General features: G+C 29.8%; 11 protein-coding genes. All 11 read right to left on the bottom strand.

The features are described from left to right. Positions 1 to 13 precede the first annotated feature (13 nt). Positions 14 to 1,819 (bottom strand): MnuA family membrane nuclease, encoded by a 1,806-nt coding sequence (locus V3255_RS00840; RefSeq protein ID WP_341516276.1) that lies wholly within the window; start codon positions 1,817 to 1,819, stop codon positions 14 to 16. A 17-nt stretch (positions 1,820 to 1,836) separates the two neighbouring features. Beyond that, positions 1,837 to 2,043 carry a hypothetical protein gene (locus V3255_RS00845; protein WP_333503805.1) on the bottom strand — a complete coding sequence of 69 codons (207 nt, stop codon included), beginning with the start codon at positions 2,041 to 2,043 and terminating at the stop codon, positions 1,837 to 1,839. Between the two features lie 186 nt (positions 2,044 to 2,229). After that, entirely contained in the window at positions 2,230 to 2,400 is a 171-nt protein-coding gene (locus V3255_RS00850; protein ID WP_333503804.1) for a hypothetical protein, read from the bottom strand. 189 nt (positions 2,401 to 2,589) lie between these two features. Continuing rightward, complete coding sequence (locus tag V3255_RS00855) at positions 2,590 to 3,780, bottom strand: endonuclease/exonuclease/phosphatase family protein (RefSeq protein ID WP_333503803.1); 1,191 nt, start codon at positions 3,778 to 3,780, stop codon at positions 2,590 to 2,592. Positions 3,781 to 3,796: 16 nt separating this feature from the next. After that, complete coding sequence (locus tag V3255_RS00860) at positions 3,797 to 4,687, bottom strand: 5'-3' exonuclease (protein WP_333503802.1); 891 nt, start codon at positions 4,685 to 4,687, stop codon at positions 3,797 to 3,799. 22 nt (positions 4,688 to 4,709) lie between these two features. After that, positions 4,710 to 7,640: a DNA polymerase III subunit alpha gene (dnaE, locus tag V3255_RS00865; protein ID WP_333503801.1), complete on the bottom strand. Its 2,931-nt coding sequence runs from the start codon at positions 7,638 to 7,640 to the stop codon at positions 4,710 to 4,712. 634 nt (positions 7,641 to 8,274) lie between these two features. Further along, positions 8,275 to 8,622: a ribosome-binding factor A gene (locus tag V3255_RS00870; protein WP_044285845.1), complete on the bottom strand. Its 348-nt coding sequence runs from the start codon at positions 8,620 to 8,622 to the stop codon at positions 8,275 to 8,277. Positions 8,623 to 8,633: 11 nt separating this feature from the next. After that, positions 8,634 to 10,433 carry a translation initiation factor IF-2 gene (gene infB, locus V3255_RS00875; protein WP_318050998.1) on the bottom strand — a complete coding sequence of 600 codons (1,800 nt, stop codon included), beginning with the start codon at positions 10,431 to 10,433 and terminating at the stop codon, positions 8,634 to 8,636. Further along, positions 10,400 to 10,690, bottom strand: a complete 291-nt coding sequence (locus V3255_RS00880; protein WP_044284434.1) for a YlxR family protein — start codon at positions 10,688 to 10,690, stop codon at positions 10,400 to 10,402. The genes infB and V3255_RS00880 overlap by 34 nt, the downstream gene beginning before the upstream one ends. A gap of 9 nt (positions 10,691 to 10,699) precedes the next feature. Then, the gene (gene nusA, locus V3255_RS00885) at positions 10,700 to 12,520 is read right to left on the bottom strand and encodes a transcription termination/antitermination protein NusA (protein ID WP_333503800.1); all 1,821 of its coding nucleotides are present in this window, start codon (positions 12,518 to 12,520) and stop codon (positions 10,700 to 10,702) included. Beyond that, positions 12,513 to 12,740 (bottom strand): hypothetical protein, encoded by a 228-nt coding sequence (locus tag V3255_RS00890; protein WP_044284445.1) that lies wholly within the window; start codon positions 12,738 to 12,740, stop codon positions 12,513 to 12,515. The genes nusA and V3255_RS00890 overlap by 8 nt, the downstream gene beginning before the upstream one ends. Between the last annotated feature and the right edge of the window lie 150 nt (positions 12,741 to 12,890).

Below are 12,890 nucleotides of genomic sequence, written 5' to 3' on the forward strand. Positions count from 1 at the left end.
AAATTTATCTATTTTAGTTTTTGTCAGATTCGCTTAATTCAAGGTCGAAATAAACCATTGTATGATCTGAAATTCCCTTAATTCTTTCTATATCTTTTGGATTACGGGATTTATCTTTTGTTGGTCTCTTATCTTGCTTTCGCATTTCGTCATATTTTTCTAAATCGACTATGTTATTATCGAAAATTGAATACAAGTCGTATTTTTTTGCATTTTTTGTATTTTTTGTATTTAAATCACCTTTATAAAAAATTTTGTCATAAGAATTTTTATATTCGCCAAATTTCGAAGATAAAGTTGTTTTTTCATCTTTATCAAGGAGCAATTTGTATGACTTTAATGTTGACTCAAATAATTTTTCGGTGTTTTTAGTGAGAATATTTGTGTCACCCATAAAAATTATCTCATTGTTTGGGCCATCTTTTTCGTCGATTTTAGCTAAAACATTGGCTAAATCACGTGCTTCATTTGCTTCTTGATCACCTTGACCAGGAGCTTCAGAATCAACATTTTCTTTACGTTTATTACTTTTCCCATTATATTTACCTGGGGCATCAAAATGACCAATTGCTAAAGTAAAATCATTTTTAATATTAGTTTTAGTTTTAAATTTAACAGCCGCTACTGGTCGAGCCCAGGTCAATTTTGTACCTTCTTGAATTAAGTATGGATTAGATTTTGGCTCAAAATTTATTGTTTCAAGAAGCGAGGACTTATATAAAAAAGTATATTTTTCTTGTTGGTTTTCTTTTCCATATTTGTCAGTAGTTATTTGTTTTCAACCAGCAGAAGGGTTTAATTCTTCAAGTACGTTTACAATATCACCCCCATCACCAGTTGTAGTAATTTCAGCAAGTCCAACAACATCACTTCCGGAGGAATTTATAATACTAGCAAGAGCATAAGTTTTGGCGTTATTTGACTTTTTTTTATTTGTGTATTTTAGAATGTTTCAAAAACCTACGCGAATGGATTGATTATTATCTTTTTGCAAATCTTTTTCAGATTCTTGGCTTTTTTCTGGATTTGGGTCTTGCTTTTTAGTGTCGTCAATCGAGGTTTGTGATTCTTTTTCCAGATTTTTTCCAGATTCTTGGCTTTTTCCTGGGTTTGGTTTTTGCTTTTGAGCTTCATCAACCGAAGCAGGCGAGTCTTTTTCTACATTTTTTTCAGATTCTGGAGTTTTATCTGGATTTTGGTCTTGCTTTTTAGTCTCTTCAACCGAAGTGAGAAAATCTTTTTCTACATTTTTTCCAGATTCTGGAGTTTTTTCTTGATTTTGGTCTTGCTTTTTAGTCTCTTCAACCGTAGCAGACAAGTTTGGTTCTAAATTTTTTTCAGGTTCCTGGCTTTTTACCTGATTTGGCTCTTGCTTTTGAGTTTCTTCAACCGAGGTAGAAAAGTCTTTTTCTACATTTTCTTCAAGTCCTGAGGATTTTTCCTGATTTTGCTCTTGATTTTGTTCTTGTTTTTTAGTCTCTTCAACTGAAGCTGACAAGTTTGCTTCTACATTTTTTTCAGGTTCTTGCGTGTTTTCTTGATTTTGTTCTTGATTTTTAGTCTCTTCAACCGTAGTAGACAAGTCTTTTTCTACATTCTTTTCAGGTTCTTGCGTGTTTTCTTGATTTTGTTCTTGTTTTTGAGTCTCATCAACCGAAGCAGACAAGTCTTTTCTAGGCGATGTTTGACTACTTTTATTTATAATAACTCCCTTTCCAGTTTGTTCTCCGGTAGATGTGCTATAAATATAATATCCACCAGCGCCAACAGCTGTGGCCGATCCTGCAAAAAGAAGTGGGAATAAAATAGCTTTTTTCATTTTAGATTAAATTTGTGTTAATCAATTTTCCTTTTAGATAATTCAATTAGAGCATCACTAACTTTTTTTAACTCAAATTCGTTTAAAATTTTTAGTAAATCAGGACAAATTTTGATATTTAAGTTTTCAAAAATATCAAAATTAAATTTGGAACCATAATTTAATCTAATAAAATCTTTAAAAAACACTATTTTGTCCCTTTTTTCCTCAATTTGTTTTGACAATTTTGCACTAATTTTATCAAGATTTTCTAAAATGTTATCTACATTTTTATATTTTTCTTGTAATTTATTGTTTTAGAAACGATAATATTTTTAAACTGTAAATCATTATGACAAATTACTTAAGGATCAAATTGATCTTTTTTTGTATTTTTCATCGTAATTTCGACAATTTGTCAATTAAATTTACTAATTTTTTAATTTTTTGTGGTGAAACTTTGAAAGTTTAGTGAATAACTTTTTAATATAAAAATCCAAGTTTTCTGAATCTAAAATTTGTCCTTCAATCCATTTTTTAATGTAATTTCCCTTTTGGTGCAAAAGAAAATTTGGATCATTTTGAATGAAATTTTTTTTCATTTTGTCAATCAACAAAATTATTTTTTGCTATTCGAATTTGCGCTTTTTGGTCTTGATAAAAAGCAATAAAAGCATAATTATGTAAACCACAATAAATTAAGGTTGGATTTTTTATCAAAGCACTAATATTTGAGGAAAAACGCTGGAATTCATAGGTTTTTTTTGATTAATCGAGAAAAATTATCTATTTTAGTTTTTGTCAGATTCGCTTAATTCAAGATCAAAATAAACCATTGTATGGTCTGAAATCGCCCTAATTCTATTTATATCTTTTGGATCTCCGACTTTATACTTTGTTGATCTATTATCTTGTTTTCGCATTTTGTCATATTTTTCTAAATCGACTATTTTTTTCTCAAAAATTGAATACAGGTCGTATTTTTGTGCGTTTTTTGTCTTTAAATCACCTTTATAAAAAATTTTGTCATAAGAATTTGCATATTCACCAAAATCTTTAGAAGATAAACTTGTTTTTTCATCTTTATTAAGGAGCGATTGGTATGACTCTAATGTTGACTTAAATAATTTTTCCGTGTTTTCACCACGAATATTTGTATCACCCATGAAGATTATTTCATTATTTGGGCCATCTTTTTTATCAATTTCAGTTAAAACATTAACTAAATCACGAGCTTCATTTGCTTCTTGTTCACCCTGATCACGAGCTTCAGAATCAGCTTTTTCATTACGACTTTTACTTTTATTACCCGGCGCATCAAAATGGCCAATTGCTAAAGTAAAATCATTTTTAATATTAGTTTTAGTTTTAAATTTAACAGCCGCGACCGGTCGAGCTCATGTCAAATTTGTACCGTTTTGAATTAAGTATGGATTAGAATTTCCTTCAAAATTTATTGTTTCAAGAAGCGAAGACTTATATAAAAAAGTGTATTTTTCTTGTTGGTTTGTTTTCCCATATTTGTCAGTAGTTATTTGTTTTCAACCAGCGGAAGGGTTTAATTTTTCAAGATCTTTTACAATATCAGTCCCATCACCAGTTGTAGTAATTTCGGCAAGACCAACAACATCACTTCCAGAAGAATTTATAACATTAGCAAGAGCATAAGTTTTTGCACTATTTGGATTTTTTGATTTATTTGTGTAATTTAAAACGTTTCAAAAACCAACGCGAATTGATTGGATATTACCGTCTTGCGGATTTTTTTCAGGTTCTGGAGTTTTTTGTTCATTTTGATCTTGTTTTTGAGTCTCATCAACCGAAGCGGATAAGTTTTTCCTAGGCGATGTTTGACTTTTATTTATAATAACTCCCTTTCCAGTTTGTTCTCCGGTAGATGAATTATAAATAAAATATGCACCAGCGCCAATAGCTGCTGCCGATCCCGCAAAAATAAGCGGGAATAAAATAGCTTTTTTCATTTTAGATTAAATTTTGTTAATCAATTTTCCTTTTAGATAATTCAATTAGAGCATCACTAACTTTTTTTAACTCAAGTTCGTTTAAAATTTCTAGTAAATCAGGACAAATTTTGATATTTAAACTCTCAAAAATATCAAAATTAAATTTAGCACCATAATTTAATCTAATAAAATCTTTAAAAAACACTATTTTGTCCCTTTTTTCCTCGATCTGTTTTGACAATTTTGCACTAATTTTATCAAGATTTTCTAAAATGTTATCTACATTTTTATGTTTTTCAAGTAATTTTATTGCGCCTTTTGCTCCTAGACCATCAATTATCTTAATATTATCAGAACTATCACCTGCTAAAACTTTAAAATCAACAATTTGGTCAGGATTAATCCCAAAATTCTGGTGAAAATTTTCCAAATTAACTGCATTAATAGAATCATTTTTAATTTTATTAATAATAGTTGTTTTTTTATCTACTAATTGTAGTAAGTCTTGATCTGAACTAAAAATGAAAATTTCTGTTTCAGGATCGGTATTTCTTATTATTTTTTGCATAGATGCAATTAAATCGTCAGCCTCAAATTCGCTGTCTTGAGATCAAAAAAATCCTGATAAACTAAGGATTTTTTTGATTATATTTATTTGAAGAAATAAAGAATCAGGTGGTTTTTGTCTACCTTTTTTGTAGTCAGGATAGCTTTGGTGACGACTGGTTGTTGAGCCAAAATCGAATGCAAAATAAATATTGTTTGGCTCAACAAGTTTAATTAATTTAAAAACAGTATTAAAGAAAATATGAATTGCAAAAGTCATATCACCTTTAGAATTAACTAGCTGATTTCCGTAGTATCCAGCAAAAAATGACTTAAAAGCAAGTCAATTTCCATCAATTAGTAAAATTTTTTTATCCATAGTTGTCAACTTTATTCTGTAATTATTTTTTTATTGAATATTTTCCATCATTTCTTAGAAGTAATTTAAATTTATAAGTTTTTCCTAATTCAAGGGAATAATAATACGAATTTTTTGAATAGACACCGATTTTCATTTCTCCATCTGTTAGAGTTAGATAATAAAGTATATAGCCATTATTTACATCGCGTTTTTCTACATTTTTTAACTCAAGATATAATAAATATTCATTATTAGGTCTTAAATCTTTAAGTGGAGTTTGATTTGTAACCGATGTCTGTTTTTTTTCAATAAAAGACATTCCGAGATATTTTATTTCATTATTGTAGTTTTCATCTTCATTATAAGGTAGTTTTTCAAGCAAATTTGATTCAGTTTCGCTATTATTTTCAAGGGCAACCAAATTTCCGTCTTTGTCAGTTAAGACTAAAGTTGCATGATTTCAAAGTAAATCTAAATTATGAGCTAATGTTTCTTGATTTGCAAATTCTTTTAGTGAATTTGCATAAATTAATTTTTCAATTGCAACTTTTGAAAAATTAATTATTTTCATTCGCCTTATAAAATCAAGGAAAGACTTGTATTTTCCATTTTTTTGGCGCTCGTCAATAATTGATTTAATTGCGATTGCTCCAAGACCTTTTATCATTAAAAGTGGAAGATAAATCCTGTTATTTTGTTCAAAATAAGTCGCTTTGTGGGAAGAAAAGTTAATATTTGGCTGTAAAATCTGAATTCCAAAATTTTTTGCTTCTGCAACATATTTTTTAATATTTGCCTGAGCTCCGTTTTCATTTGAAATAAGTTCAGCAAAAAAATAAAGGGGAAATTTAGCTTTTAAATAAGCCATTTTATAGGCTAAATTTGCATAGGCAACCGCGTGGGCTTTATTAAAACCATAGTCAGCAAATTCATAAATTTTATCATAAATTTCAGCCACTAATTTAGGATCACGCCCTAATTTAGCACCTCCTTCAAGGAAATGTTTCTTAATTTGTTCCAGTTTTGATTCATCTTTTTTGGAAATAGCAACACGAATTATATCTGCCTGAGCCAAATCAAAACCTGCAACAACTTGACAAATTTCCATAATTTGCTCTTGGTAAATAATAACTCCAAAAGTTGATTCAAGAATTTTGTCATATTCAGGGAAATATTTAGGTCAATTTTTGCTTTCTTTGTTTGTTGCATAGGTCGGAATTTGCTTAATTGGTCCAGGTCGATAAAGAGAAATTACCGCAACAACATCATTAATTGAATTTACGCCGATTTTTTTAATACTTGTTGTCATTCCAGGCGACTCAAGTTGGAAAATTCCGCTTGTTTTTCCTTCAGATAAAAGTTTATTTGCACTTTTATCATAGATAGGAAGCTCATTAAATTGCAAATTGTGACCTTTTTTATTAATTTCGGCAAGAATATTTGCCACAATAGTTAAATTTTTTAGACCTAAAAGGTCAATTTTCAAAAGTGAAAAATCTTCAATAAATTCAGCAGAATACTGAATCTGATTAAGATTTTCCTTTGAATAATGAAGGGGAACTAGCTCAGAAATTTGTCTTTTTGAAAGAACAATTCCAGCTGCATGAGTTGATGACTGGCGGGGCATTCCTTCTAAAAAGACACTGATTTCATAGATTTTTTTGTAAATAGCGCTGTTGTCTTGGCCTTGAAAATTGTCGCCTTTTTGGATTAGTTTGTAAAATTCGGACTTAGTATTTTGATAAAGTTGAGCTAGTGTCGTATTTGCACTGATTAATTTAGCGTTTTTATTAATTTGAACCTCAGGAATACCAAAGCCTTTTGAAATATCGCGAAAAATACTTTTTGCCGCAAGTGTCGAAAAAGTGATAATTGTCGCACAATGTTCCGGGCCGTATTTTTGAAAAAGATAATCAATTACCTCATTTCGGCGTGTATCTTGAATATCAATGTCAATATCGGGCATTGAAATTCGTTTAGGATTTAAGAACCTTTCAAAAATTAGGTTATATTTTAAAGGATTAACGGCGGTAATATCTAATAAATAAGCAACAAGCGATCCAGAAGCCGAACCTCGACCTGGACCAATTAGAATATTATTTTCTCTAGCTCATTTAAGTAAATCTCAAATTATCAAAAAATAGTTACTGAATTTTAGTTCACAAATTATTTTATATTCATATTGCAACCTTGGGGTTCAGTTGTAATTTTCAAGTTCTGCCTTTTTTTTGTTAATTCCTTCTCTTAAAACATTTTTTAAAATAATATCAGGATCGCTTTGGCCAGTCTGGTCTAAATTTGGCAAATTAATCCCAAATTTAGGAAATTCAATTTTAATATTTTCAACAAGCCCGTTTGTTCTCTTGATAATTTCAGGTTCAATTTCAACTTCTCAGTCATCAAAATCGTACAATTTTTGGCTAGCATCAAAAATTTCGCCTTTGATTTTGTAAAGCGCTTCTAAATAAATTTTCTCTGATGCATGAAGCACATTTCGTTCTTGGACATAAATTGCATTGCTAATTTTGGGATTATTTTCGACAATATAGTAGTTTTTTAAATTATTCTGTCCTAAAAAAGTTGATAATTGCACCTTTTTTTGAAAGTAAAACCCTTTTCTGGGGTGGTCAATAATAATTATGTCATTTTGATTTTGCAAGTCGCCAAGAAAAATGTCCTCATTTTTTGTTTTTTTGGTCGAGATTGTCGACAAAAAAACATAGCCTTGATAGTTTTTTGCAAGCAAAATAAAGTGAAATTTTTCAATTTCAATTTCAAGGCCAATTACAGGATTAATCCCGTTTTCCTTACATAATTTGTAGAACTTTGGAACCCCAAACATCGTGTTAAAATCAGTTAGAGCCAATGTTTTTAGATTATTTTTTAGCGCAAAATCAATTAGTGAGTCTAATTTGATTGTTGATGATAAAAATGTATATTCGCTTCTTGTGTGTAAATTTATTAGATTCATATTTAAAGTAATTTTATTTTAAATTTAAAAAAATTCATTTATTTTTTGAAAAAATGTCAAAAAATAAATGAATTTTCCTTGAAAAACTTTTTAAAATAGTAGTTTTGAGTTTGACAGTTTGATGGTAAAAATTCAGTTTTTAGTGGATATAAATACGCAAAAATACCGGTAAATCCGTCTTTTTTGAGGCTAAAATCTTAATTTTTATAGTTTTGAAATTAACCTTCTGTAAAAAAAAAAAAAAATGCTTGGTCAAAAATAAAGTTATGTTATAATTAGCATCACTTAAGAATAATTAATAAATTTGATATTGAATTAAGGAGGAATCAAGGATGTTTTTTGCATAAAAAAATCAGAAAATGCGAATTTTCCATTATATTTTTAAATATGATGGAATGCCATAAATTTAACCGTTTAAAAATCTATAAATTTATGGCTTTTAATTATGGCTCTTTCAAAACTTCACATATTTTTTTAGGCTCAATGTAAGTAAAAACGAGTTTTCTATTTGCATTGAGTTTAAATAGTAGTTGTATTTTTTAATGATTTTGCTTTTTAAGTTAAAATTTTAGCTTTTTTAGTTTACTTTATTTGAAACTGGGAAACTCGGGTATTAGATTCGTATTTAAAATAGTTAGTTTTTTTCATCATTTTCATCTTGAGATTTGATTCTAGCAAAAATTTTGTCCATTTCATCGACACGTTTTGCAACCGGATCAAGTTTAAAGTGTAGTTCTGGAACCTTAAATCCTTCAAGAAGGTTACCAAATTTGAGTCGGATAAATTTTTCAGCTTTAATAATTTCGCCTAGAAACTTATCTTCATCATATTCAAACTCTAAATAGATGAAAAGATGAGAATTATCACCTGAAAGTCGAACTCAATTTACAGCAATTGGCATTCTTTCAGAAAAATGTGAGTCGATAATTTTTGAAATCAACTGGTGATAATAAGTTTGCCGTTTTTCATGACTAACAGACATAATTTTCTCCTTTAGTTATCAATTTCAACTTCAATAAAAGATCTAAGTTCATCACCGATTTCGATGTCATCAAATTTGTAGATGTGTGTTCCAAATTCATTTCCAATTGTTACTTCTTTTACAGGATTTTTATCGCGCTGAAGTGATTCGATTTTTCCTGAGTGAATTAATTTGGAATTTCTTCACAATTCAATTTTGCAATTTTCAACAAATTTTCCACTAACAACACTACATCCGGCAATTGAACCAACTTTTGAAAATCAAAATTTAGCAATAATTTTGGCAGTTCCAATATGTTGAAGTTCATATTTGATTTCACGCATACTTCTAACTTGTTTTTTAATTTCATCAACTATTTTATATATAATAGTGTGCTCACGAATTTCGACTTGTGCTTGTTTGGCTTGTGCTTTTATTGCTGGTGGAACTTGGAGGTTAAAAGTGTAAATAGTTGAATTTGAAGTTTGGGCTAGCAAAATATCGGCTTTGTTAATAATCCCAACTCCTGAGTGTAAAATGTGAATATGAACATGTTTTGAAGCAAGTTGTTCAATTGTTGAGTGCAAAGCTTGGGCGATTCCAGTCACGTCAGCTTTTATTATAATATTTAAGGTTTTTTCTTTTGTTTGTTGTGTAGTTTGGGCTTTTGTTTTTGAAAGCTTTTCTGATTGTCTTCTTTCTAATGCAAGTTGTTTGGCGAATTTTTCCTCATGGAAACCAAAAAATTTATCACCAGCTTCAGGAACATAATTTAGACCTGTGACAATAACTGGAGTTCCCGGAGGCGCAAATTTAATTGGCTTACCGTTTGTGTCTTCAAGTGAACGAATTCGACCGTATTGACAACCAGCAACAATGAAATCTCGAACCATCAAAGTTCCATTTTGCACCATTAGAGTTGCAATTGTTCCCTTATTATGGTGAAGTTTTGCTTCAATAACGGTTCCAATTGGGTAGCGATTTTTGTTTGCCTTAAGCTCAAGTATTTCAGCAACTAGCAAAATAGACCGAAAAAGTTCATCAATTCCTTGACCAGTTAGCGCCGAACCGTAGACAAAAATATTGTTTCCTCCTCATTCTTCGGTGACAATATTTAATGCTGAAAGTTCATTTTTGATCCGATCGAGGTCTTTATTAGGTTTGTCCATTTTGTTAACAAAAACAATAATAGGCACATTTGCGGCAGTAGCATGACTGATAGCTTCTTTAGTTTGAGGCATAACCCCATCATCAGCGGCAACAACAAGGACGATAATATCGGTAACTTTTGCCCCGCGAGCACGCATTTGGGTAAAGGCTTCATGACCTGGAGTGTCAATAAAATTGATAATATGGTCTTCAAAAGTAACTTGATAAGCACCGGTGTGTTGGGTTATTCCGCCACGCTCATTTTTTGCAACATTAGTTTTTCTAATAAAATCAAGAAGTGTTGTTTTTCCGTGATCGACATGACCCATAACCGTAATAATTGGTGGGCGGTGGCTGAGATGATCAGATTCGTCTTTAATACTTACTTCTTCCATGAAATTTGATGCGTCAATTTGGACTTCTTTTTTAAAATCAAGTCCAAATTCAAGACAAACTTCGGCAATTTCATCTTCAGACAGACTGTGATTTAAATTATACATTTTTGCCTGTTTGAAAAAATAAGTAATAATTTCATTAACAGAGACATTAATTTTTTCTGAAAGTTCGCTAATTGTCATTATTCCCGAAAAGAGGAAAACTCCGTTGTGAACTTTAGTTTCAACAGTTTTTAGTTGAGCCTTAATTTCGCCTACATTTGAGATTCTTTTTTGCGGTTTTTTCATAAGTTTTCTACCTCGATTGCTAAATTTTGGTAAGCAAAAGCGGAAATATTTGTTTTAAAAGCGCGATTAAAAAGTTTTCTTTTAATCGCATATTGAATTTTTTCATAATCATTGAAAATGTAAGCGCCCCTGCCACCAATTTTTTTATCAAAATGCTTATCAATAATTAATTTCTGATTAATATAAGTGAACCTAATTAAATTATTTATAGGATAAACTTTTTGATCAACTATACATTTTCTTGTGTGATTTTTCATTTTCTTACCTTAAAAGTCAAAATCGTCAATATCAATATCATCAACACCGGTGTATTTTACAAGATCATCATCTGATTTGAAATTTTTAATCTGTTTTTCATTTTGGATATATGATTCATTGTCTTCTTCGGTTCGAGGACTGACTTGTACTTTTGGAGTTTTTTGCTCTTGTTTTTTGCCTTCTTCTTCTAAATGTTGTTTGTCGATTAATTCATTTTCGCTAATTGCTTCATTAAGGGCTGAGTCAAACAAAGAATCGGCATCAAAAAATTTTTTTTGACTTACATTTGAAAAAGAGTATGATTTTTCTTCTGAATCCGATTGATAATTTGAGTAATTTGGTTTATTTTCTTGTTTATTGCCGACTTTAGCTGAAGGTCGATTTTTAGTTGCTGGTTGTTTTACAGGACTAGCTGGTTTAGCAACTTCTGGCTGAGTTTTAGCAGATTTTAGCTTACTTCTAGGGATAAATTCATTCTCAACCCCATAAGGTTTTTCAAGTTCGAGAATATCAGATTCAAATTGCTGCAAAATTGAGTCAAAACTATTGCTAGGTCGACTATATGAATTTCACTTATTTTGATTTTGATAAGCGCGATTTTGCTGACGTTGCATATATTCGTTTTTGAGATCGATTAGCTCTTGATGATCCTTAACATTTCCGTTTCATTCAATTTGGAAATTATTGTCTTTTAGAACTGCAGAATAAGGCAAAATTTGAAGTTGACTACGAGTTAAATCGGCTGTTAATTTTACATTTGAACCGTTTTTTCCAATAGCAAGGCTATGTTGAAAATCAGGCACAACCACGGTAAAACGCCGTAATTTATGACTTATTTTGAACTCTTTTACGCAAATAACTTTTGAAGGTGACATTGCATTTACAATAAATTGAATTATATTGTCATCATATTTAATAACTTCAATTTTTTCGCCATCAAGTTCTTGACTAATTGCAAAAATTCTTGAACCGGTCTCACCAACAACTGAGCCAATTTCGGAAATATCACTTGCTTCGGCATCGTCAGTTTTTCGGATTGCAACTTTACATTTTTCACCAGGAATTCGCGCTATTGAAGCTATTTCAAGATATTTAGATTGTAATTCAGGAATTGCATCAATTATTTTTTTCTTAACAAGTTGAACTGATTTTGATGAAACAACCACTTGTGACTGTTTTGTATTTTTAGTTACATTTTCAATAACAACTTCATGACGTGAACCAATTTTTAAATTATTTCCAGTTGCATAATGACTTGGCATAAAAGCAGAAACTTTGTCATCATCAATTTCAAAAATATAACCAGCTGAAATTTTGTTTGTGATTGTCGCAGAAACAACTTGATTTTTTAATAAAGAGTATTTATTAAAAACATTATTACGGACAATTTCAGAAATTTTTTGTTTAAAAGTGTGCATAATTGCTGTAAAGAGTCATTGCTCAAAAGCTGTAAGGTCAAGTTCAATTGAAAAAATGTCGTCAACACGGGCATTTTCGTTAACCTTTTTTGCATCAGAAACTAAAATAAATGAAATAGATTCATTAATTTTTTCTTCATTTGTCAGCTCATCAAAATAAGTATCTTCAACAACAATTCCGTTTGTATTAAAAACTTTAAAATTTGAATCTTCCAGATTAGCTTCAATCAAAATATGCGCATCAGGGTCAATTTTTCGTGATATAACAAATTCAATAGCTTCTTGGAAAATGTCAACAACTCTATCCAGCGATAGTTCGCTGTTTTTAGCAACCTCCTTAATTGATTGAACAATTAATTTTGCATTGTCTCTTGGGTTAATTTTAGTAACTTTTTCTCTTTTTCTATTCATCTTGGCAATCCTGTCCTCTTGAAAGCACTTCTAAAATAAAATTATTTTCACTAGATTCAATTTTATCAATAAATTCAGAAATTTTTTTAGAAATCGCTTCAACTTGATCAAGTGAATTATAATTTGTAACAACTCTTAAATAGTTCAGACCGTCTTCTAAAACAAAATTAATTGACAAAATATCATTAAATTCATCTTTTAACCTTTGTATTAAATTCAAATTTTCTCCTTTTTCTTCAATGTTTTCAATAGTTTCTTAGGTTTAAAACAAAAAAGTCGTCACAAGGACAACCTTTTATTGAAATGTTAATTTTATAAAGGTTAAAATAATTATACAACTTTTAAAATTTTTTTAAAATAAAAAATTAAA

It is taken from the genome of Mesomycoplasma ovipneumoniae (genome assembly GCF_038095975.1).
In the GTDB taxonomy this organism is placed as follows: domain Bacteria; phylum Bacillota_I; class Bacilli_A; order Mycoplasmatales; family Metamycoplasmataceae; genus Mesomycoplasma; species Mesomycoplasma ovipneumoniae_C.